This is a genomic window from Thioalkalivibrio sp. ALE17, from assembly GCF_000425605.1.
Taxonomy (GTDB): Bacteria; Pseudomonadota; Gammaproteobacteria; order Ectothiorhodospirales; family Ectothiorhodospiraceae; genus Thioalkalivibrio.
The window spans coordinates 1-21,960 of the sequence record NZ_AUDT01000001.1 but is presented as its reverse complement, the minus strand read 5'-3'; the positions used below and the strand labels follow the sequence as shown (position 1 = coordinate 21,960).

Sequence of the window (21,960 nt, the reverse complement as noted above, 5' to 3'; positions counted from 1 at the left end):
CGTTTTCCGCCCACCCCGCGTGCCAGGTTCGCGCCGGGACGGGGCGCTTGTCAGCTCCCAGCCAGGTTTCCCGCATGACGCGTTTTGTTTTCATCACCGGAGGCGTGGTCTCGTCTCTGGGCAAAGGTATTGCATCCGCCTCGCTGGGGGCGATCCTCGAGGCCCGCGGGCTCAAGGTGACCCTGCTCAAGCTGGATCCGTATATCAACGTCGATCCAGGCACCATGAGCCCGTTTCAGCACGGCGAGGTATTCGTCACCGACGACGGCGCCGAGACCGACCTGGACCTGGGGCATTACGAGCGCTTCGTGCGCATCCGTACCTCGCGGCGCAACAACTTCACCACCGGCCAGATCTACGAGAACGTGATCCGCAAGGAACGCCGCGGGGACTACCTCGGCGGCACCGTACAGGTGATCCCGCATATCACCGACGAGATCAAGCGCTCCATCCACGAAGGGGCGGGCGATGCCGACATCGCGCTGATCGAGATCGGCGGTACCGTGGGCGACATCGAGTCCCTGCCGTTTCTCGAGGCGATCCGCCAGATGGGCGTGGAACTCGGCCACGAGAACGCCCTGTTCATGCACCTGACGCTGGTCCCGTATATCGAGGCCGCGGGCGAGATCAAGACCAAGCCGACCCAGCACTCGGTCAAGGAACTGCGTTCCATCGGGATCCAGCCGGATATCCTGCTGTGCCGCTCGACCCAGGCAATCCCGGACGGCGAGCGGCGCAAGATCGCGCTGTTCACCAACGTCGAGGAGAAGGCGGTCATCTCGGCGGTGGACGTGGACAACATCTACAAGATCCCGCTCTGGCTGCATTCGCAGAAGCTCGACGAGATCGTGCTGCGCAAGCTGCATATCGAGGCGCCGCAGGCGGACCTCTCGGACTGGAAACACGTGGTCAATGCCATGGAGTTCCCGGAGTCGGAGATCACCGTCGGCATGATCGGCAAGTACGTGGACCTGACCGAATCCTACAAATCCGTCAACGAGGCCTTGACCCATGCCGGCGTCCAGGTCGGCACTCGGGTCCGGATCCGCTATCTCGACTCGGAGAAACTGGAAGGCGCCGAGAACGAGGCCGCACGGGAACTCGAGGGCCTGGATGCCATCCTGGTGCCGGGCGGCTTTGGCGAGCGCGGCGTGGAGGGCAAGATCGCCGCGGTGCGCTACGCACGCGAACACGACGTGCCCTATCTCGGGATCTGCCTCGGCATGCAGGTCGCGGTGATCGAGTTCGCGCGCGATGTCGCGGGCCTGGAAGGCGCGCACAGCACCGAATTCGCGCCCGATACCCCGCATCCGGTGATCGCGCTCATTACCGAGTGGCAGGATCAGGAAGGCCGTATCGAGCGGCGCGATGCCGACAGCGACCTGGGCGGCACCATGCGCCTGGGGGCCCAGAGTGCGCGGCTGTCGTCCGGTTCGCGCATTGCCGAGGCCTATGGTCGCGAAAAGGTGGAAGAACGCCACCGCCATCGCTTCGAGTTCAACAACGCCTACCGCGAACGGCTGGAGGCGGCCGGGCTGCGCATCTCGGGCGTGTCGGAATCCGGCGAACTGGTGGAGGCCGTGGAACTCCAGGGGCATCCGTGGTTTGTCGGCTGCCAGTTCCACCCGGAGTTCACCTCCACGCCGCGCGATGGCCACCCGCTGTTCACCGGTTTTGTGCGTGCCGCCCGGGACTACCAGGAAGCGCGCGAACCCGAAACCACCACGGCGCTGACGGAATAGGGCGCCGATACACGATTTTTCGCGGCCGTGCCCGGAGGGTGGCGGCCGCCGTACAGGACAGGACATGCAGCTTTGTGGTTTTGAAGTCGGCCTCGACCGGCCCTTTTTTCTGATTGCCGGACCCTGCGTCATCGAGTCCGAGGCCATGGCGCTGGAGACGGCCGGGGCCCTGAAGGCGATGGCGGATGACCTGGGCATCCCGTTCATCTACAAGTCGTCGTTCGACAAGGCCAACCGGTCGTCCACCCGGAGCTTCCGCGGCCTGGGCATGGCCGAGGGTCTGCGCATCCTCGACAAGGTGAAATCGGAGATCGGCGTGCCGGTACTGACTGACGTGCACGAGGACACGGCGCTGGACGAGGTCGCCAGCGTAGTGGATGTATTGCAGACGCCGGCGTTCCTCTGCCGTCAGACCAACTTCATCCAGAATGTGGCGCGCCAGGGGCGTCCGGTGAATATCAAGAAGGGCCAGTTCCTCGCACCCTGGGACATGGGCAATGTCGTCGACAAGGCGCGCGAGGCGGGCAATGACCAGATCATGGTCTGCGAGCGCGGGGTTTCGTTCGGCTACAACACCCTGATCTCCGACATGCGCGGCCTGGCCCAGATGCGCCAGACCGGCTGCCCGGTAGTCTTCGACGCGACCCATTCGGTGCAGCAGCCGGGTGGGCAGGGCGCGTCCTCCGGTGGCCAGCGCGAGTTCGTACCGGTGCTCGCGCGCGCCGCGGTGGCGGCCGGGGTCTCCGGGCTGTTCATGGAGACCCACCCGGATCCCGAGAAGGCCCTGTCGGATGGCCCCAATGCGTGGCCGCTGCCAAAGATGGCCGAGCTGCTGCAGACGCTGAAGGCGCTGGACGCCGCGACCAAGGCGCAGCCGTTCGCGGAGGCGGAATACGGCCTCGGCTGACCCCCGATTTTTCGATAATGCGTCCCGGGCGGCTCCGTCCGGGCGGGTACTTTTCAAGGAGAGAGCATGTCCCAGATTGCGGAGATTCACGCCCGCGAGATCATCGACTCCCGGGGCAACCCGACGGTCGAGGCCGATGTTGTCCTGGATTCCGGCGCCATGGGGCGCGCGGCGGTCCCGTCCGGCGCCTCCACGGGGGCCCGCGAGGCCCTGGAGCTGCGCGATGACGAGAAGCGCTACGGGGGCAAGGGCGTACTGAAGGCGGTGAGCCACGTGAACGGCGAGATCCGCGACGCGCTGCGCGGCATGGAGCTCGAACAGACCGCGGTGGATCGCCGCATGCTGGAACTGGACGGCACCGAGAACAAGTCGCGCCTGGGGGCGAACGCCCTGCTGGCCGTCTCCATGGCGACCTCGCATGCCCTCGCGGCCGATCGCGAGCAGCCGCTGTTCGAGACGCTGGGCGGGGAAGACGCCACGCTGCTGCCGGTGCCGATGATGAACATCATCAATGGCGGGGCCCACGCGGACAACAGCGTGGATATGCAGGAGTTCATGATCCTGCCGGTGGGCGCGGACTCGGTGCGCGAGGCGGTGCGCTACGGCGCCGAGGTCTTCCATGCGCTGAAGAAGGTCCTGGCCAAGCGCGGCCTGGCCACGGCGGTGGGCGACGAGGGTGGCTTCGCCCCCGATCTGCCGTCCAATTCCGCGGCGATCGAGGTGATCCTGGAGGCCATCCACAATGCCGGCTTCAAGGCGGGCGAAGACATCTGGATCGGCCTCGACTGCGCCAGCTCCGAGTTCTACCGCGACGGCCGCTACCACCTGGACTCCGAGGGCAAGGCCTTCTCGGCGGACGAATTCTCCGACTATCTCGCGCACTGGGTGGACCAGTACCCGATCCTGACCATCGAGGACGGGATGGCCGAGGATGACTGGGATGGCTGGAAGACCCTGACCGAGCGCCTGGGCAAGCGCGTGCAGCTGGTGGGCGACGACCTGTTCGTCACCAATACGCGCATCCTGCAGGAAGGCATCGACAAGGACATCGCGAACTCCATCCTGATCAAGCTCAACCAGATCGGCACCGTCACCGAGACGCTGGAAGCGATCGAACTGGCGCGCAAGGCCAACTACACAGCGGTGATCTCGCACCGCTCGGGCGAGACCGAGGACGTCACGATCGCGGACCTGGCGGTCGCCACTCGAGCCGGCCAGATCAAAACCGGTTCGCTGTCGCGTTCTGACCGGGTGGCAAAGTACAACCAGCTGATCCGGATCGAGGAACACCTGGGGAGCCGGGCCAGCTACCCGGGTATGTCGGCGTTCACCTTCGGGCGCTGAGGCGGTTGCGGGGCGGCCGTGTCGAGGATGCAGTCCGCAGCCTGCGGCGCGGTTCCTGTCCCGGGGCGTCCGGGCCTCGTAGAATGCCGGGCATGCCGGCCACTCGTAAAAGCCCTCGTTCCGTTGTACCCGCGCTCGGCGCGGTGCGCGGGCGAGGGCTTTTCTTTGGGTTCAAGTCGATGGAGTGCGGGTGATGCGCGGCCTGCTGATCGGGCTGGCGCTTGTGCTGCTGGCACTGCAATGGCCCCTGTGGCTGGGCGAGGGGAGCTGGCGCGACGTGCGCGACCTGCGCGAGCAGGTCGAGCGCCAGCGGGCCTCGAACGCCGAACTGGAGCAGCGCAATCAGGCCCTGGAGGCGGAGGTGCGAGACCTGCGCGGCGGAACCGAGGCGGTGGAAGAACGGGCCCGGCGCGACCTGGGGATGATCCGCGAGGACGAGGTCTTCTTCTTCGTGGTGGGCGAGGACGAACCCGCCACGCTGGACATCGAGCCGCTCCCCGGATCGGCCGGGCAGACCGAGCCCGGTCCCGACTCGCGGGTGCCCGAGGAGGCCGAGCCGGCCACCGACACCCTGCCACCGGAGGATCCCTTTGATGGCTGACACCGGGGGCGCAGCGGCGCGCGAACCGGCCTTCTGGGCACTGATCCCGGCGGCCGGCATTGGCCGGCGCATGGGGTCCGACCGTCCCAAGCAGTACCTGACGCTGGGTTCGCGGACGATCCTGTCGCATACCCTCTCGATCTTCCTCGAGCATCCGCGCATTCGCGGCGTGGTGCTGGTGCTGGGACCCGACGTGGATCCCGACGCCCTGGATCTGCCGCTGGCGGGCGGGCGGCTGTTCCGTGCCGCCGGCGGAGCGGAGCGGGTGGATTCCGTGCAGAATGGCCTGGATTTCCTGGCCGAACGGGCGCACGAGGACGACTGGGTGCTGGTCCATGATGCAGCCCGTCCCTGTCTGCCGCAGGCGGATGTGGACCGCCTGCTGCGTGAGTTGCGGGATGACGCGGTGGGCGGGTTGCTGGCCAGCCCCAGTACCGACACCATCAAGTGGAGCGATGGCGGCGGCCGCGTGGAGCGGACGCTGGACCGGGAGCGGGTCTGGCGCGCCCTGACCCCACAGATGTTCCGGCTGGGGATGCTGCGAGAAGCGAATGCGCGCGCACGCGATGCGGGTCATGCGGTGACTGACGAGGCCAGCGCGATCGAGTTTCTGGGGCAGGCCCCGCGGCTGATCGAGGGTTCGGCGATGAATATCAAGATCACGCGGGCGGAAGATCTGGAGCTGGCCCGTCTCTACCTGATGCAGCAGGGCCGGCTGGAAGGACGGTTCAGCGCATGAGCGGGTTGCGCATCGGCCAGGGCTTCGACGTGCACGCCTTCGGTGAAGGGGATCATCTGGTCCTCGGCGGCGTGCATATACCGTTCGAGCGTGGCTTCGTCGCGCATTCGGACGGCGACGTGCTGCTCCATGCCGTCTGCGATGCCCTGCTCGGCGCCGCCGCCCTGGGTGACATTGGACGACACTTTCCGGATACCGATCCCGCATTTCGCGGCGCGGACAGCCGCGTCCTGCTGCGGGAGGTCCTCCAGCGTGTTGCGGCGGCCGGCTGGCGCCCGGTCAACATCGACTCCACCGTGATCGCGCAGGCGCCAAAGCTGGCGCCGCACGTCCCCGCCATGCGCGATCATATCGCCGCGGATACCGGCCTGGTGCCCGAGGCCGTCAGCGTGAAGGCCACGACGACCGAACATCTCGGGTTCACCGGGCGCAAGGAGGGCGTGGCGGCGCAGGCAATCGTGCTGCTGGAACCGGCCTCGGGGATGCTGCGGGTATGACCGGGGCCGGGCGCGGGAATGCGGGAGTCCTCGGCCTGCATCACGCCAGCCTGGTCATTGCGGACGTTCAGGCCGCGCGCGAGTTCTACGGGCACCACCTTGGGCTGGCGCCGCTGGAGCGGCCCGAACTCGGATTTCCGGGGCTGTGGTACGACCTCGGCAACGGCCAGGCCCTGCACCTGCTGCGGGTGCCGAACCCGGACCCGACCGAGCGTGCGGTACGGTGTGGGCAGGACCGCCACCTGGCGCTGCGCGTGGATGAGCTGGAGACCTTCGCCGCGCGGCTGGAGGCCGCGGGGTTTGCGGTGGAACGCAGTCGCTCCGGCCGCCCCGCGGCATTCGTACGGGATCCCGACGGCAACGCCATCGAGCTGATCGAGGACGGTGCCTGAATCGGCCAGAGAGAGTCCCCTCATGAGCGACGCGCGCTACATCCTCGCCCTGGACCAGGGCACGACCAGTTGCCGGGCCATCCTGTTCGACCGCGCGGGTACGATCGTCGGCGTGGCGCAGAAGGATTTCGCCCAGATCTATCCGCAGCCCGGCTGGGTGGAACACGACCCGATGGAGATCTGGGGTACCCAGATCGGCGTGGCGCGCGAAGTACTGGAGACGCGCGGCATCAAGCCCTCCCGACTGGCGGCGATCGGCATCACCAATCAGCGCGAGACCACGGTGGTATGGGACCGCGCCACGGGGGAGCCGATCGCCAATGCGATCGTGTGGCAGGACCGGCGTACCGCCGCGTTCTGCGACGGACTGAAGGCGCAGGGCCTCGAGGGCCTGCTGCGCGAGCGTACCGGTCTGGTCGTGGATGCCTATTTCTCGGCCAGCAAGCTGCGCTGGCTCCTGGATCACGTGGACGGGGCGCGCGAGCGCGCGGAACGGGGCGAACTCGCCTTTGGCACCGTGGACAGCTGGCTGATCTGGAACCTCACCCGCGGGGAACGTCACGTGACCGATGTGACGAATGCCGCGCGCACCCAGCTGTTCAACATTCACACCCTGGAATGGGATTCCGAGCTGCTGGAGCGGTTCGGGGTCCCGCGCGCGATGCTGCCCGAGGTGGTGGACTCCAGTGGCGTGCTGGGCGTGACCGGCGCCGAGATGTTCGGCGGCGCGGAGGTCCCGATCGCCGGCGTGGCGGGGGACCAGCATGCGGCCCTGTTCGGCCAGGCCTGTTTCGAGCCCGGCATGGCCAAGAACACCTACGGGACCGGCTGTTTTCTGCTGATGAACACGGGTGGCACGCCGGTGGAGTCCCGATCCGGCTTGCTCACCACCCTCGCGTGGTCGCTGGACGGCCGGGTGGAATACGCGCTGGAGGGCTCGATCTTTATTGCCGGGGCCGCGATCCAGTGGCTGCGCGACGAGCTTCACCTGATCGACGCGGCCGAGGATTCCGAGTACTACGCGGGCAAGGTGGCGGACGCCGACGGGGTCTACGTGGTGCCCGCCTTCGCCGGGCTGGGTGCGCCGTACTGGGACATGTACGCGCGCGGCGCCATCTTCGGCCTGACCCGTGGAACGCGCAAGGAGCACATCACCCGCGCCACGCTGGATGCGCTGGCCTATCAGACACGCGATGTGATCGATGCCATGGCGCAGGACGCCGGGATCGGGCTGAAGGCCCTGCGGGTCGACGGCGGGGCCGTGGCCAACAACGTGATGATGCAGTTTCAGGCCGACATGCTCGGGGTGCGGGTCGAGCGCCCGGCGGTGACCGAGTCCACCGCGTTGGGGGCCGCCTGGCTCGCGGGACAGGCGGTCGGCTTCTGGACCCGTGACGAGTTGGCGCAGAAGGGTGGGCTGGACCGGGTGTTCGAGCCGCAGATGGACGCGGCCACGCGGGAAGAGTACTACCGCGGCTGGAAGAAGGCCGTGAAGCGCACCATGGGCTGGGCGCGCGAGGACGACAGCGACTCGACGCCGTAGCGGGTGATGGTCTGGGGCCTTGCCGACGCGGGCGGGGGCTTCGCCGCCAAGGCGGCTCCCACAGGGGGCTGCAGGTAGAGCGATGGCTTCGACAGGCAGCCCGGCCCAGATCACTGTGGGAGCGGGCTTGCCCGCGAAGCCCCTGCCAGGCTCGGATTGGGCCCGGGGCTCAGTCCATGCTGGCCGGCTCGGCGGCGAGCTGGCCGGACTGGTAGTCGCTGATGGCCTGTTCGATCTCGTCGGAGGTGTTCATCACGAAGGGGCCGTAATGCGCGATCGGTTCGCCCAGCGGTCGCCCCTTGAACAGCAGCACGCGGGCATCCTGCTGGGCGATCAGGTGGATCTGGGTCTGGCCGCTCCACACACCCATCTGCCCGGTCTGCAGGCCGATGAGCTCGCCGTCGAACACATAGGCCAGCACGCGGTCCTCGAGCTGCACGGCAAGTGACAGGCGATAGCCGGCGGGCAGCGTCAGGTCGGCCATCGCGGCGCCTTCGCCAATCTGCGCCAGCGGGCCCTCGGTATCCCCCGCACTGGTCTGCCAGGACCCGGCAATGGCCTTGAAACGCAGCGGGTCGTCGTCTTCCGGCAGGTGGCGCATTGCGTCGGCGTGCACGTCGCGATAACGCGGCGGGTCCATCTTGCGCCGGGCGGGCAGGTTTACCCACAGCTGGAAGCCGTGCAGGCCCTCGCTGTCGAGCAGGGGCATCTCGGAGTGGATCACGCCGCGGCCGGCGCTCATCCACTGGGCCTCGCCGGCCTCCACGCGGCCCTGATTGCCCATGGAGTCCTCGTGCGTCAGGCCGCCATGGACCAGGTAGGTCAGGGTCTCGAAGCCGCGATGCGGGTGGGCGGGAAAGCCGCCGATGTAGTCCTCGCGCGCGCTTGCCTTGAGCTCGTCCAGCATCAGGAAGGGGTCCAGCCCGCCACGAAAGTCATGGATGCGCCGAATCTTCACCCCGGCCCCGTCCTGGGTGGGATGGGAGGTCTTCACGCTGTCCGGCGGTGTCGGGTTCATGGCGTTCTCCTTCGCAACAGGTCTGCACCATACCGACCATGAAACGAAAAGAAAATTGCATCGTTTCCCGTCATGGGGCCTTTTGTCAGGCGGTGGACAGATCCCAGGAATCGGCAAACGCCTCCAGGCTCTCGATGAAATCGGGATCGTGTTCCTGACGGTTGATGGTCAGGTGCAGGACGACGGCCTGCGGGTCGGGCGGGTGCCCGGTGGTCAGCGTCCAGGCCAGGCCGTTGGGGCAGTCGGGCAGGGACAGGCGCACGCCACCGTTGATGACCTCGCGGTGCACCCGGAACTCGCCCCACAGGCAGTAGACCACGCCGGCATCGGGACCGTCGTCCTGGATCAGCGTGTCGATGGCATCACTGTGAGCGGGCAGGGCGGGGACGTTCAGCCGCCGCTGCAAGGTTTCGGCATCCAGGGTCGCGGGCAGATTGCGGAAGAATTCCATGGCGGTCACTCGTTGCGCGGCAGGAACACGGGCAGGCCGTCGACCTCGCCTACGCTCAGGCGCTGGTTGTAGAGGCGTTCCAGGGCACTGGGCACGAGCATGGTGGCGGTCGGGCCCCAGCATGCCTGGCCGTCGGGGAACAGCAGGAGCAGATGGTCGCAGTAGCGCGCGGCCAGGTTGACGTCGTGCAGGACCAGTACGGCGGCCCGGTGCGCCTGGGCAACGATGCCCTGCACGCGGTTCAGCACGGCGACCTGGTGATGTAGGTCCAGCTGACTGGTGGGCTCGTCCAGCAGGAGCAGGCTGGGGTCCTGGGTCAGCACGGTGGCGATGGCCAGACGCTGCCGCTCGCCCCCGGAGAGCGTGTCCACCATGCGGTGCTCCAGGTCGGCGAGGTCCATCTCCGCCAGGGCGGCCCGGGCGCGGGCGTAATCCTCGGAGGTCTCGATGTCCCAGGGGCGCAGGTAGGGGTGCCGACCGATCAGCGCGGTCTCCAGCACCGTCGCGGGGAAGCCGTCGTAGTGGGTCTGGAAGACCAGGCCGATGCGCCGCGCCAGTTCCGCGCGGGGCAGGTGGTTGATGGCCTGGCCCCGGACCTCGATGGTGCCGGCGCGTGCGGTCCGCAGGCCGGCGAGCGTTTGCAGCAGCGTGCTCTTGCCCGCGCCGTTGGGGCCGAGGATGCCCCAGCACTGGCCGGGGTCGACGGTCAGTTCCAGCGGGGCGCCGGGTGCGCGCCCCGGGATGTCGATCACCAGGTCGTGGGTGGCGAGTAGCGTATCCGGGCCCGGCTTCTGGTGGACGCTGCGCGCGCCCAGGCCCGGGGCTTCATGCGGCCGGCTGTGGGCGGGTGCGGTGGGAGAGCTGGGTGCCATCAGCGGCTCCGGTACAGCAGGAACAGGAACACGGGGACCCCCAGCATCGCGGTGATTACGCCGACCGGCAACTGCTCCGGGGCGATCATGGTGCGGGCGAGGGTGTCGGCCAGCGTCAGCAGGATGCCGCCGCCCAGCGCGGAGGCCGGCAGGATCACGCGCTGGTCGTTGCCGAAGACCAGGCGCAGCATGTGCGGCACGATCAGCCCGACAAAGCCGACCGCGCCGACCTGCATGACTGCGGTCGCGGTGATCAGCGCGGCGGCGACATAGATGCTCCATTCCACCGGGCGCACCGCCACCCCGAGTGCCGCGGCCTGCATCGGGCCGCGCGCGAGCACGTTCAGCGTGCGGCCCAGCGGCAGGGCGAGGAACACGACCAGCACCAGCAGGATCCAGGCGGGATAGGGGTTGCGCGCGTGGGACACATCGCCCATCAGCCAGTAGAGCATCCCGGGCAGCTCGGCCGTGGGGCTGACTGCGAGCAGGAAGCTGATCATGGCGCCCCAGCCCGCCGCGACCACCACGCCCGTCAGAAGCAGGCGCGTGGGGGTCCAGCTGCCGGTACCGTGCGCCAGGCCGAACACGATCACCGTGGACAGCAGGGCACCGGCGAACGCGGCCAGGGAGACGGAGAACATCGACAGGCCCGCGAGCATCGCCAGCAGGGCGCCGACGGAGGCGCCGCCGGAGAGGCCCAGCACGTAGGGGTCGGCCAGCGGGTTGCGCAGCAGCACCTGCATCAGCGCGCCGGCCAGACCCAGCAACCCGCCTGCGGCGAAGGCCGCCAGGGCGCGCGGCAGGCGCAGCTCCAGCACCAGCGTGTCGTGCAGGCGGCTGCCCTCGCCGAGCATCACCGCCAGCAGGTCGCCGGGCGCGATCGCGACACTGCCGAAAGCCAGCGCGATCAGCACCGCCAGCAGCGACGCCGGCAGCAGGACCGCGGCGGCAAGGAGGAAGGCGCGGGTCACGAGGGGTCAGTCCACCCGGCGCAGGCGCGCCCGCTCGAGCTCCTCGCACATCAGGCGGGTGCCCTCGGCGATGCGCGGGGTATGGCGCTGCAGCAGGGACGGCGGGATGAAGAACAGGTTGTCGCGCTGGACCGCGGTCATGTCCTCCCATTGCGTCCAGGCCAGGACCCAGTCGGGGCGATCCTCGCCCATGCCGCCGCCGATGATAACCTCCGGATCGGCCTCGATGACCGCCTCGCGGTCCATGCGCGGGACCAGCCGGTCCAGGTGGCCGAATACGTTCACGCCGCCGCACAGGCGGATGGCCTCGCTGATCAGGTGGTCGTCGTTCACCGTCATCAGGGGCTGTTCCCACACCTGATAGAACAGGCGTACCGGGTCGCGCTCGGCGTAGTCCTGGCGCAGGGTGTCGATCGTGTCCTCGAAGGCCTGCACGGCCTCGTCGCCTTGCGTCTCGGTGCCGGCGAGCTGGGCCATGCGGCGCATGCTGGCGGACACGCCATCGAAGCTGCGGGGCTCCGACACGTAGACGTGGAAGCCGAGCTCGCGCAGGTGTTCGATCTGGGATTGCGAGTTTCCGCTGCGCCAGGCAACGACCAGGTCCGGATCGAGCTGCACGACGCGCTCCATATCGATGCGGCTGTAGCCGCCCACCCGGGGAAGCATCTCCGCCTCCGGCGGGAAGTCACTGTGCTGGGTCGCGCCCACCAGCTTGTCGCCAGCCCCGACGGCGAACAGGACCTCCGTGATATGCGGGGCGAGGCTGACGATACGCTCGGCGGGTTGTTCCAGCCGGATCTCGTGACCGTCATCGTCGGTCACCGAGACCGGGTCGGCCAGTGCCGGCGCCGTGCAAAGCAACGTCGCGACGAGCAGGGCGGAGGAGCGTCCGAGGGTCTTGAAATTCATAAAAATCCGGTGGTTGTGGCGCTGTTGCGAGGTCGAATGGAGGACGTCTGCGGTAGTGCGCGCAAGCCGCAAAAGCGTTTCATCATAGCAGCATGGGCAAGATGGTTTGGTGCCCAAATTGGTCGGGGGCGCGCCGAACGCGTATCATACGGCGGCTTGAATCAGGTGCCTGCAATGCGCAGGTGAAACGGGAAGCCGGTGCAAATCCGGCGCTGCCCCCGCAACGGTAAGTGAGCGGCGAACCACACCGCAGGCTTGGCCACTGTGCCCCCACGGGTCACGGGAAGGCGTCTGTGGCATCGGCAGCCGCCGACGCTCGCGAGCCCGGAGACCGGCCTGGTGATGACGCATCCTGCGATCGTGCGGCGGGCAACGATCGAGGGCACGGGCACCATCTGCGGTGCCCGTTCCTTCGTGGTTTCGCCGTGCCGTCGCCCCGACGGAAACGCATGACGAACCCAGACCCCAAACCGAAAGAAGGGCATCCGAACGCGTTCGCCTCGGCCGAGCGCGAGGCGGTTTATCGCGTGATCGGGGAACGCCGCGACATGCGCCATTTCCGCCCGGATCCGGTGGATGGCGCTACGCTGCGCCGGCTGCTGGAGGCCGCCCACCGCGCGCCCAGCGTCGGGTACATGCAGCCCTGGCGCTTCCTGCGGGTAACCGATCCGGCGCTGCGCGAGGCCCTGCATGCCCACGCCGCGGACGAGCAGGCCCGCACCGCCGAGGCCTGCGGGGAGCGCGCGGTGGAGGTGCACCGCCTGAAGCTGGAAGGGATCCGCGAGGCGGGGGAGTTGCTGGTCGTGGCCCTGACCGACGGCCGCGAACGCTATGTGCTGGGGCGCCGTACGCTACCGGAGATGGACCTGTGCTCGGCGGCCTGCGCGATTCAGAACCTGTGGCTGGCGGCCCGCGCGGAGGGGCTGGGCATGGGCTGGGTCTCGCTGTTCGATCCGGACTGGCTGGCGCGGCAGCTGGACATGCCGGAGGGCGGCTATCCGATCGCGGTGCTGTGCCTCGGCCATGTGGAGCGTTTCTACGACCGGCCAATGCTGGAGACCGCGGGCTGGGATCGTCGGCGGCCCCTGGAAGAACTGGTCTTTCAGGATCGCTGGGGCGTGCCCGGCGAGCTGGCAGCCGACCCGGATGCGGCAGGCGCCGGAAACGGGGCGGACGAACGGACCGGATCCGACAGCGCATGAGCGCCTTCCTGATCCTGATGGGCGCCCTGATCCTCGATCGCTTGTTCGGCGATCCGCGGCGATTCCACCCGCTGGCCGGGTTCGGTCGGCTGGCGGCCTGGGCCGAGGCGCGCTGGCATGCGCCCAGTCGCCTGCGCGGGGCGTTGCTGCTCGCGGCGCTGGTCCTGCCATGGGTGGCGCTGGCCGCTCTGGGGGCGTCGCTGGCGTGGGGCTGGCTGCTGTCGCTGGCGATCCTGACCCTGGCGATTGGCTGGCGCAGCCTGGACGAACACGCCGAGGTGGTCGCGCGGGCCCTGGAGACGGATGATTTGCACGGTGCCCGCACGGGCGTGGGGATGCTGGTCAGTCGGGACACGGAGGCCCTGGACGTGCGCGGGGTGAGCGGGGCGACCATCGAGTCGGTCCTGGAGAACGGCAACGATGCGCTGTTTGCCACGATCTTCTGGTTCCTGGTCGCCGGGGCACCGGGCGTGGTGGCCTACCGGCTGGTCAATACCCTGGATGCGATGTGGGGGTACCGTAACGAGCGGTATGCCACGTTCGGCTGGGCGGCCGCGCGGCTGGATGACGCCATGAACCTGATCCCGGCGCGTCTGACGGCCCTGGCCTATGCCCTGGCGGGGCGCGGGCGGGACGCATTGCAGTGCTGGCGTGAACAGGCCGCCGGATGGAAGAGCCCGAATGCCGGGCCGGTGATGGCCGCTGGGGCCGGTGCGCTGGGCGTGGTGCTGGGCGGCCCGGCGCCCTATGGCGGCCAGCGCGAGTGGCGTCCGCGTCTGGGCATGGGCCGCCTGGCCGATGCCGCGGGCATTCGCCAGGCGGTGGCGCTGGTGGACCGGGCGCTGGCGATCTGGATGGCGTTCATCGTGATGGGGGTGATTGTCGTTGTCCTGTTCTGATCGGCAGAAGGCCCTCATGCCCGAATCCCGGGCGCTCATGCAGGTGCACGGGGGTGGCGTGCGCCAGGCAGCTGCGCGCTACGGCATTCCGGCAAGCGAGTGGCTGGATCTCTCCACCGGCATCAACCCGCATGGCTATCCCGTGGGCGAGGTCCCGCAGCGGGTCTGGGCGCGGCTGCCGGAACCGGACGACGGGCTCGAGGCCGCGGCCGCTGACTATTACGGCACGGCGGCCCTTCTGCCCGTCGCGGGCTCGCAGGCGGCGATCCAGTTGTTGCCGGCGCTGCGCTCGGGTACGGCGCGCGTCGGCATCCTCGAACCCAGCTACAACGAGCACGCCCGGGCCTGGCGGGAGGCCGGACACACGGTACGCCCGCTAAACGGCGAGGCGATCGCCGCGGCGCTGCCCGAGCTGGACGTGCTGGTGCTGGTCCACCCGAATAACCCGACCGGGCAGTGCTTCGAGCGTGCGGACCTGCTGGCCTGGCATGCGGAACTGGCGGCGCGTGGTGGCTGGCTGATCGTGGACGAGGCCTTCATGGATGTGACGCCGGGGGCCAGTCTCGCGCAGGACGCACCGCGCGAAGGCCTGGTGGTGCTGCGTTCTCTCGGCAAGTTCTTCGGGCTGGCGGGCGCGCGGGTCGGGTTCGTGATCGCCGACGACGCGATGCGCGCGCAGCTGGCCGCCCGGCTGGGTCCGTGGGGTCTTGCCGGACCTTCGCGCTGGATTGCTACCCGGGCGCTGACCGACCGCGCCTGGCAGGCCGAGACTCGGAGCCAGCTGCAGGCGCGCGGTCAGCGCCTGGCGGAACGGCTGCGTGCGCACGGGCTGGCGCCCACCGGCGGCACCGCGCTGTTCCAGTGGTGCCGGGTGGATGATCCCGCGGGTTGGCAGGACCATCTGGGCCGGCAGGGCATCCTGGTGCGTCGATTCGATGCGCCCGGGAGTCTTCGGTTTGGCCTGCCGGGTGACGCAGCCGAGTGGCAGCGCCTCGAAGCGGGGCTGCAGCGGGCATGACGGGTACGACGCTGATGGTGCAGGGGACGACCTCGGATGCCGGCAAGAGCGTGCTGGTCGCGGGGCTCGCGCGGGTGCTGCACCGCCTTGGACTGTCGGTGGTGCCGTTCAAGCCGCAGAACATGGCGCTGAACAGCGCCGTGACCGCCGATGGCGGCGAGATTGGCCGGGCCCAGGCCCTGCAGGCCGCCGCCTGCGGCGTGGAACCGCATACGGACATGAATCCCGTACTGCTCAAGCCCAGCTCGGACCAGGGCGCGCAGGTGATCATCCACGGGCGGCCCGCGGCGGAACTGGATGCGCGGGCCTATCACGACTACAAGCCGGTGGCCCGCGAGGCGGTACTGGCGTCGCACGGGCGCCTGACCGATCAGTACGACCACGTGCTGGTGGAAGGCGCGGGCTCGCCGGCGGAGATCAACCTGCGCGCGGGCGATATCGCCAACATGGGCTTCGCCGAGGCGGTGGACTGCCCGGTGATCCTGGTCGCGGATATCGACCGGGGCGGGGTGTTCGCGCATCTGGTGGGCACGCTGGCGCTTCTGAGCGAGACCGAGCGTGCGCGGGTTCAGGGCTTCGTCATTAATCGTTTTCGCGGCGATATCAGCCTGCTGCAGCCGGGGCTGGACTGGCTGGAACAGGAGACCGGCAAGCCGGTGCTCGGCGTGATTCCGTACCTGCAGGGGTTGTATCTCGATGCCGAGGACGCCCTGCCGCGCGAGGCGGTGCCGGAGAAGGCTACGGATGCGCTGAAGGTGGTCGTGCCGGCCCTGCCGCGCATCTCCAACCACACTGATTTCGACCCGCTGCGCCTGCACCCGGCGGTGGATCTGCGTTTTGTCGGGCCCGGCGAGTCGTTGCAGCCGGCGGATCTGGTGATCCTGCCGGGCTCCAAGTCGGTGCGCGACGACCTCGCCTGGCTGCGCGGTCAGGGCTGGGAGGCCGCGCTGCAACGGCATGTGCGCTACGGTGGCAAGGTGCTGGGCATCTGTGGGGGCTTCCAGATGCTGGGGCGCGCCGTGCACGACCCCGACGGCGTCGAGGGCCGGCCCGGTTCCGCGCCGGGGCTTGGCTGGCTCGATATCGAGACCCGCCTGGCCCCCGAAAAGCGTCTGGAGCGTGTTCACGGGGATCGTGTACTGGGCCGGGAGGCAGGCGTGGAAGGCTACGAGATTCATGCGGGCATCACGACCGGGCCCGGACTGGAGCGGCCGCTGCTGCATCTGGCGCACGGGCCGGATGGCGCGTGCAGCGAGGACGGTACGGTGGCCGGCACCTACGTGCATGGCGTATTCGACCGTTCGGAGGCCGCCGATGCCTTGCTGAACTGGGCGGGTCTGCGCCCCGGTGCGGGACAGGGAGAAGACCTGGCCGCGGCGCGCGAACGCGGTCTTGCACGCCTGGCGGATACCCTGGAGGAACACCTGGACATGAAGCGTGTACTGGCCCTGCTGGGGGCTGTATCCACGGAGCCGGTGGCATGAAGACCCTGGTCCTGGGCGGCGTGCGTTCCGGGAAGAGCCGACTGGCCGAACGCCTGGCGGCGGAATCCGGCCTGCCGGTCACCTATGTCGCCACGGCACGGGCCGACGATGCCGAGATGGCGCGCCGAATCGAACGCCACCGCGCCGACCGCCCCGGTGACTGGGGCCTGGTCGAGGCGGACACGGGACTGGCCCGGGCACTGGAACAGGCCGCTGGTCCGGGCCAGTGCCTGCTGGTCGATTGCCTGACACTTTGGCTGACCCAGCTCCTGTGCACCGAGGACGAGGCCTGGATCGAACGCGAGCGCGAGGCCCTGATCGAGACGATCCCGTGCTTGCCGGGCACGCTGGTCTTCGTCTCCAACGAGACGGGGATGGGCATTACCCCCATGGATGAACTGTCCCGCCGTTTCGCCGACGAGGCCGGCTGGCTGCACCAGCGCCTGGCACCCGAGATGGACCGCGTGGTCCTCACCGTCGCCGGTCTCCCGCATGTGCTCAAGGGTCAACTTCTGTGATCCAGGGCGGGCTTTGCTGTGGCCAGGGTGGCGGGGATTCGCGGGCAAGCCCGCTCCCACAGGGCTGCCGCACATGCCTTTGTGGGAGCGAGTTTGTTTGTGGGAGCGGGCTTGCCCGCGAAGACGGATCGAATAGGGAGAACATGTGACCGAAGACTGTGACTGGCTGCAGGTGCCGCCGGCGCCCCTGAGCGCCGAGGCGCGCCAGACAGCGGCCGAGCGGCAGGCCCAGCTGACCAAGCCGCCGGGTTCGCTCGGCCAGCTGGAGGCGATCGCCGAGCGCCTGGCCGCCATGCAGGGGGTGGGCCAGCCGACGCTGGAGCAGGTGCACATCGCCGTGTTCGCCGGTGACCACGGCGTTGTGGCCGAGGGTATTTCCCGTTTCCCGCAGGCCGTGACGGCGCAGATGGTCGCGAACTTCGCGAACGGCGGTGCGGCGATCTCGGTGCTGGCGCGGCACCTGGGCGCGTCCATCGAGGTGATCAACCTCGGCACCGTGTCGGATCCTCCGGCCGTGACTGGAGTGCAGCAGCTGAACCTGGGCGCCGGCACCGCGAACCTGGCCCGCGAACCGGCGATGACGCCGGCGCAGCTGGAACGCGCGCTGAACGTCGGCCGCCAATGTGCCGAGCGCGCCCGAAGAGCCGGGGCGCAACTGTTCATCGGTGGCGAGATGGGCATCGGCAATACGACGGCGGCCGCCGCACTTGCCTGCTCCTTGCTGAATCTGCCGCCGGCCGATCTGGCCGGGCCCGGCACGGGTCTGGATGCCAATGGCGTGCGCCACAAGGCCGAGGTGATCGAACAGGCGTTGAGCACTCACGTCGACGTGCGCGGCGATGCACTGGGTAGCCTGCGTTGTCTGGGTGGCTTCGAGATCGCGGGCCTGACCGGCGCCTATATCGCCGCGGCACAGATCGGGTTGCCGGTACTGGTGGACGGCTTCATCAGCACCTCGGCGGCGCTGGTGGCGGAACGCCTGTGCCCGGGCACCGCGGAGTGGTTCTTCTACGCCCACAGCTCGGCGGAGCCGGGCCACCAGCGACTGCTGGAAGCCTTGGCGGCCGAGCCGTTGCTCGATCTCGGGATGCGCCTGGGCGAGGGGAGCGGGGCGGCCACCGCCGTGCCCCTGCTGCGCCTGGCCTGCGAGCTGCATTCGGGGATGGCGACTTTCGCCGAGGCGGGTGTGAGCGGAGAGGGTAGTTGAGCACGGACGCCACACGCATCGGCCTGCTGCGGCACGGCGAGACCACGGGGCAGGGTTTCTGCGGGCGTGGCAGCGATGTCCCGCTGACGGCAGCAGGCTGGCACGCAATGCGCGAGACACTCGCGCGTGACGCCGACTGGGATCGCATCGTCTGCTCGCCGTTGATGCGATGCCTCGGGCCTGCCGAGGCGTTCGCCGGGCAGGCAGGCGTGCCACTCGCCGTGGACGAACGCCTGGCCGAACTCGACTTCGGCGACTGGGAAGGCCGTACGGCGGCAGCGCTGATGGAGACGCAGGCTAATGCCCTGGGCCGTTTCTGGGAAGATCCGCTGAATCATGCGCCGCCCAATGGCGAGTCGCTTCGAGCGTTTCGCGAGCGTGTGGTCGCCGGCTGGAATGACCTGGCGCCTGACGAAGGGGAGCAGGTCCTCGTGATCGCCCACGGCGGTGTCATCCGCCTGATCCGCGCCCTGCACGAGGTCTGGCCGCTGGAAAAACTCCTGAGTATCGACGTCCCGCTCGCGTCCCTGCATATTGTCGAGCCATGGCAGGCCTACTGATGATTACCCATCCCGCACTGCAACAGGACCCCGAGCCAACCCGCGCCCGGGCACTTGCGTGCGGTTCTGTGGGAGCGTGCTTGCACGCGAAGCCCCGGCCCGCGCCTGCCTCTGACGGACGTTTCGCTGCCCGCGTGATCGGGTACGAAACATGTAGGAGGCCAGCCCCCTGGCCGATCGGGAACGTGCCAGCGCCCCATCGGCCAGGGGCTGGCCTCCTACAGGCAGGGGTGACGGAGGGGGCCGTATGAACTCGGTATTGGCTCGCTTCTGGCCGATCGGGAAAATGCCAGCGCCCCATCGGCCAGGGGGCTGGCCGCCTACCGGCAGGAATGGCGGAGGGGTCGCATGAACCCCGTGATGACGCCCCTCTGGCTGGCCATCCAGTTCCTCACACGCCTGCCGACCCCCGCGCTGGAGCCGCGCCCCGAGGATCTGGGGCGTTCGGTACTGACCTATCCGCTGGTCGGGCTCATCCTGGGCCTGATCGTGGTGATCGTCGGCATCGGGCTGTCTGCCATTCCCGGCGCGCCGACGCTCCTCGTCGCGGCATTGGTGCTGACGTTCTGGGTGGCCCTGACGGGCGCGCTGCACCTGGACGGGCTGGCGGACACGGTGGATGCCTGGGTCGGGGGGCAACGCCATCCGGAGCGCGCCCGCGGGATCATGAAGGACCCGGCCTGCGGTCCCATGGCCGTCGCGGCAATGATCCTGGTGCTGGCGCTGAAGGGCACGGCACTGGTGGCCGTGGTGGAAGCCGGCGCGTGGATGGCCGTCCTGCTCGCCATCGTGCTGGCGCGCCTGGTGCCGCCGGTGCTGTTTCTGACTACGCCCTACGTGAACCCGGTGGGCCTGGGCGCGGAGATGGCGCAACACCTGCCGCGCGGGGCCGCGAAGGGCACGGTCGGTGTCGCGGCCCTGCTGGTACTGGTGCTGGGGCTGGTGTCGGGGCTGTGGGGCGTGATCGTGGCCGTCCTCGCCGCCGGGGCGCTGCTGTGGGGTGCCACCCGCCTCCTGAAACACTGGCTGGGCGGCTTCACCGGCGACACCGCCGGCGCCACGCTGGAGCTGGTGGAGACCTCCGTGCTGGTCATCCTCGTGCTGGCGCTCGGGCTTTATTAGCCCTCAATCCGGCGAGGGCCCTCCCATCGCCTTGTCCAGCAGTGCCAGACCTTCCTGTTCCCGGCCCTGACCACGCTGGGCGCGCACTCGGAAACGAGTTTCCGCATCGTGTTCAGCAATCATCAACGTGGCCATCTCGTCCACTAGGCGGTTCACGCTGGTCCCGCGTTCGCGTGCCAGCGCCTTCAGGCGTTCGTACTTTTCGTCAGGCAAACGAATCGTCAACCAAGCCACTGATGCGTCTCCCAGCCCAGGAGTAGATGGTACATCTCGGAAACCAGCAAGAACCTGTCATCGAAAGGTCATGTAACTGCCACATAATTTGCCGATGACTGTTCCCGTGAGATTTTATCCGGCCCGCATGACGCTGCGCTCGCTCGTGAACCCGCTAGCGGTCGTGCGTGACGCGCAGGCGATCGAGCTGGCGCCGCCCTGGTGGCACACCTTCCTGCGGCTTGTTTTTCCGGTGCTGCTGCTCAGCGTGGTGATCAGCCAGGTCCTGTACCAGATCATTCCCACCGGACTGCCGGCCGAGGCGATGCCCGGGGTATGGGGGTTTGGCGTCTACAGCGTGCTCGCCATGAGTATCGGTGTGCTGGGCCTGGCGTGGTCCGCGCACTACCTGGCCGAACTCTTCCAGGGGCGCGGGGACCCGGACCGGGCGATGCTGGCGGTCAGTATTGGCCTGCTGCCGGCCTGGGTCGGCAAGGTCGCCGCCGCCTTTCCCTGGCCGTGGGGCAACGGCATCGGCCTGCTGCTGATCCTGTATTCGCTGTGGCTGCTGTACTGGTCGCTGCGCGGCATTCTCGGGCTGCGCCGCGGCAACCGCATCGGCCTGTTCGTGGCCACCGTCTTCTGCGGCGCCTTCATCACCCTCATCTTCGGCTGGGCCCTGATGGATCTGATCCCCGGCGCCACCCCCGAGCACCGCATCGGCACCACCTGGCTGATCTGAGCCCCCGTTGTCGGGGTAACACTTGTAGGAGGCCAGCGCTCTGGGCGATCGGGTCGGACATCTGGCATCGATGAAAGAAATCGCCCAGGGGGCTGGGCTCCTACAGGAGCGGGACCGGCGGTGGGGGCTATCGCGTTGCGTGGGTGGTGCGGAGCCAAGGTTGAGTTCCGGGGCCTGTGTGCAAAGCCTCTGAAACGCCGAGCAGGTACTCGTCTTCACGGTCCACCAGATCAAGCAGCCGCGCGAGCCGCTGCGGTGGCGTAGTGACGGTCACAGGGCGACACCCGTGCGGTCGGCATGCGTATCGATGGGGCGGTGCGGCGCGCCGCGTGGGTGTACGACGATATCCACACGGCGTTCGCCCAGCTGGCGTTGCAGTGCGACGTACAGGTTGAGTTCCCGGTCCAGCAGGTCATCCGGGGTGCCGTCCGCCTCGATGTAGAGGTCGATGTCGCCACCGCGCGCGGTATCGTCCACGCGCGAGCCGAATAGCTTCACGTTTGCATCCGGCCCGAATGCACGGGCCACTTCCTCGCGGATAACCGTCTGTTGTTCGTCGCTCAGGCGCATCGCTCAAGTATATCAAGGCCCTGGGTCACATACCCGAACCGTCTCGCCTCCAACCACCACCGTCATCCTGCGAACCCGCCGCGAATCCACCACACCCCTGTCATTGCGTACATGGACGCCCCCGGTTTGCCAAGCGTTTGAGTGATGGTTTCGGGGCGACGATTGCTCCCGTACATTCGGACTGCGTGTGCGGCTTTCATTCGCCACGGTCCCGGATGGATTCCGCGGGTGGAGGGTCCCAGCGAGGTCACGCACTCGAGGTGCTTCGCAATGATCGGACTGGCCCCCACCGGGATCGCTCCCGTTGCCATCATGCTCAATCGCTTGCGCAATCGAGGGTTGGGTACGTAATAACGCGTTCGCTTCTCCGTTTTTGTAGGCTTACGCGGCGACGCCGCGCAGGCCGGGGTCGAACGTCCGGTCATGGGCCATCAGGGCC

Annotated in this window: 24 protein-coding genes and 1 riboswitch; of the genes, 17 read left to right on the top strand and 7 right to left on the bottom strand. The window is 68.6% G+C overall.

All coding sequences use genetic code 11. From position 1 onward, the window contains the following. Positions 1-74: 74 nt before the first annotated feature. The 8 genes from H609_RS0100120 (at position 75) to glpK (ending at position 7,765) form a co-directional block, all read left to right on the top strand. Entirely contained in the window at positions 75-1,742 is a 1,668-nt protein-coding gene (locus H609_RS0100120; protein ID WP_028483993.1) for a CTP synthase, read from the top strand. A gap of 64 nt (positions 1,743-1,806) precedes the next feature. Then, positions 1,807-2,649: a 3-deoxy-8-phosphooctulonate synthase gene (gene kdsA / locus H609_RS0100115; RefSeq protein ID WP_018866970.1), complete on the top strand. Its 843-nt coding sequence runs from the start codon at positions 1,807-1,809 to the stop codon at positions 2,647-2,649. A gap of 66 nt (positions 2,650-2,715) precedes the next feature. Further along, positions 2,716-3,993, top strand: coding sequence for a phosphopyruvate hydratase (gene eno, locus H609_RS0100110; RefSeq protein WP_028483992.1), 1,278 nt, complete (start codon positions 2,716-2,718; stop codon positions 3,991-3,993). A gap of 193 nt (positions 3,994-4,186) precedes the next feature. Next, on the top strand, positions 4,187-4,594 hold the full coding sequence (gene ftsB / locus H609_RS0100105) for a cell division protein FtsB (RefSeq protein ID WP_018866968.1): 408 nt from the start codon (positions 4,187-4,189) through the stop codon (positions 4,592-4,594). Further along, on the top strand, positions 4,587-5,333 hold the full coding sequence (gene ispD, locus H609_RS0100100) for a 2-C-methyl-D-erythritol 4-phosphate cytidylyltransferase (RefSeq protein WP_018875544.1): 747 nt from the start codon (positions 4,587-4,589) through the stop codon (positions 5,331-5,333). Before ftsB ends, ispD begins: the two co-directional genes overlap by 8 nt. Then, positions 5,330-5,830, top strand: a complete 501-nt coding sequence (gene ispF / locus H609_RS0100095) for a 2-C-methyl-D-erythritol 2,4-cyclodiphosphate synthase (RefSeq protein WP_018866966.1) — start codon at positions 5,330-5,332, stop codon at positions 5,828-5,830. Before ispD ends, ispF begins: the two co-directional genes overlap by 4 nt. Further along, on the top strand, positions 5,827-6,222 hold the full coding sequence (locus tag H609_RS0100090) for a VOC family protein (RefSeq protein WP_018866965.1): 396 nt from the start codon (positions 5,827-5,829) through the stop codon (positions 6,220-6,222). The genes ispF and H609_RS0100090 overlap by 4 nt, the downstream gene beginning before the upstream one ends. A gap of 22 nt (positions 6,223-6,244) precedes the next feature. Beyond that, positions 6,245-7,765 (top strand): glycerol kinase GlpK, encoded by a 1,521-nt coding sequence (gene glpK, locus H609_RS0100085; RefSeq protein ID WP_028483991.1) that lies wholly within the window; start codon positions 6,245-6,247, stop codon positions 7,763-7,765. Positions 7,766-7,934: 169 nt separating this feature from the next. Here the strand turns inward: glpK and H609_RS0100080 are convergent, their stop codons facing one another. From H609_RS0100080 to H609_RS0100060, 5 genes are all read right to left on the bottom strand, one after another. Next, entirely contained in the window at positions 7,935-8,783 is an 849-nt protein-coding gene (locus H609_RS0100080) for a pirin family protein (RefSeq protein ID WP_018866963.1), read from the bottom strand. An 85-nt stretch (positions 8,784-8,868) separates the two neighbouring features. Beyond that, a complete protein-coding gene (locus H609_RS0100075; RefSeq protein ID WP_018875541.1) occupies positions 8,869-9,234 on the bottom strand; it encodes a hypothetical protein in 366 nt (121 codons plus the stop codon). A gap of 5 nt (positions 9,235-9,239) precedes the next feature. After that, positions 9,240-10,106 carry an ABC transporter ATP-binding protein gene (locus H609_RS0100070; protein WP_028483990.1) on the bottom strand — a complete coding sequence of 289 codons (867 nt, stop codon included), beginning with the start codon at positions 10,104-10,106 and terminating at the stop codon, positions 9,240-9,242. After that, positions 10,106-11,077: an iron ABC transporter permease gene (locus tag H609_RS0100065; RefSeq protein ID WP_018866960.1), complete on the bottom strand. Its 972-nt coding sequence runs from the start codon at positions 11,075-11,077 to the stop codon at positions 10,106-10,108. The genes H609_RS0100070 and H609_RS0100065 overlap by 1 nt, the downstream gene beginning before the upstream one ends. Positions 11,078-11,083: 6 nt before the next feature. Continuing rightward, positions 11,084-11,986: a cobalamin-binding protein gene (locus H609_RS0100060; protein ID WP_028483989.1), complete on the bottom strand. Its 903-nt coding sequence runs from the start codon at positions 11,984-11,986 to the stop codon at positions 11,084-11,086. Between the two features lie 146 nt (positions 11,987-12,132). Next, positions 12,133-12,341: riboswitch (cobalamin riboswitch) on the top strand. A gap of 94 nt (positions 12,342-12,435) precedes the next feature. Between H609_RS0100060 and bluB the strand changes: the two genes are divergently transcribed. From bluB to cobS, 8 genes are all read left to right on the top strand, one after another. Further along, the gene (gene bluB / locus H609_RS0100055; RefSeq protein ID WP_028483988.1) at positions 12,436-13,188 is read left to right on the top strand and encodes a 5,6-dimethylbenzimidazole synthase; all 753 of its coding nucleotides are present in this window, start codon (positions 12,436-12,438) and stop codon (positions 13,186-13,188) included. After that, a complete protein-coding gene (gene cbiB / locus H609_RS0100050; protein WP_028483987.1) occupies positions 13,185-14,087 on the top strand; it encodes an adenosylcobinamide-phosphate synthase CbiB in 903 nt (300 codons plus the stop codon). Before bluB ends, cbiB begins: the two co-directional genes overlap by 4 nt. Positions 14,088-14,103: 16 nt before the next feature. After that, positions 14,104-15,105, top strand: coding sequence for a threonine-phosphate decarboxylase CobD (cobD, locus tag H609_RS0100045; protein WP_038035962.1), 1,002 nt, complete (start codon positions 14,104-14,106; stop codon positions 15,103-15,105). Beyond that, on the top strand, positions 15,102-16,589 hold the full coding sequence (locus tag H609_RS0100040) for a cobyric acid synthase (protein WP_028483985.1): 1,488 nt from the start codon (positions 15,102-15,104) through the stop codon (positions 16,587-16,589). Before cobD ends, H609_RS0100040 begins: the two co-directional genes overlap by 4 nt. Then, positions 16,586-17,107, top strand: coding sequence for a bifunctional adenosylcobinamide kinase/adenosylcobinamide-phosphate guanylyltransferase (cobU, locus tag H609_RS0100035; RefSeq protein ID WP_019583911.1), 522 nt, complete (start codon positions 16,586-16,588; stop codon positions 17,105-17,107). The genes H609_RS0100040 and cobU overlap by 4 nt, the downstream gene beginning before the upstream one ends. Positions 17,108-17,252: 145 nt before the next feature. Continuing rightward, complete coding sequence (gene cobT, locus H609_RS0100030; RefSeq protein ID WP_028483984.1) at positions 17,253-18,314, top strand: nicotinate-nucleotide--dimethylbenzimidazole phosphoribosyltransferase; 1,062 nt, start codon at positions 17,253-17,255, stop codon at positions 18,312-18,314. Further along, complete coding sequence (locus H609_RS0100025; RefSeq protein ID WP_028483983.1) at positions 18,311-18,874, top strand: histidine phosphatase family protein; 564 nt, start codon at positions 18,311-18,313, stop codon at positions 18,872-18,874. Before cobT ends, H609_RS0100025 begins: the two co-directional genes overlap by 4 nt. Positions 18,875-19,222: 348 nt before the next feature. Beyond that, entirely contained in the window at positions 19,223-19,996 is a 774-nt protein-coding gene (cobS, locus tag H609_RS0100020; RefSeq protein ID WP_028483982.1) for an adenosylcobinamide-GDP ribazoletransferase, read from the top strand. A gap of 3 nt (positions 19,997-19,999) precedes the next feature. Here the strand turns inward: cobS and H609_RS0100015 are convergent, their stop codons facing one another. After that, a complete protein-coding gene (locus tag H609_RS0100015; RefSeq protein ID WP_018866950.1) occupies positions 20,000-20,209 on the bottom strand; it encodes a hypothetical protein in 210 nt (69 codons plus the stop codon). A 115-nt stretch (positions 20,210-20,324) separates the two neighbouring features. On the opposite strand from H609_RS0100015, the gene H609_RS0100010 reads away from it, so the two are divergent. Continuing rightward, positions 20,325-20,951: a YIP1 family protein gene (locus H609_RS0100010; RefSeq protein WP_028483981.1), complete on the top strand. Its 627-nt coding sequence runs from the start codon at positions 20,325-20,327 to the stop codon at positions 20,949-20,951. Between the two features lie 270 nt (positions 20,952-21,221). Here H609_RS0100010 and H609_RS0100005 read toward each other — a convergent pair whose 3' ends face one another. Next, a complete protein-coding gene (locus tag H609_RS0100005; protein WP_018877441.1) occupies positions 21,222-21,521 on the bottom strand; it encodes a nucleotidyltransferase domain-containing protein in 300 nt (99 codons plus the stop codon). Positions 21,522-21,960 lie beyond the last annotated feature (439 nt).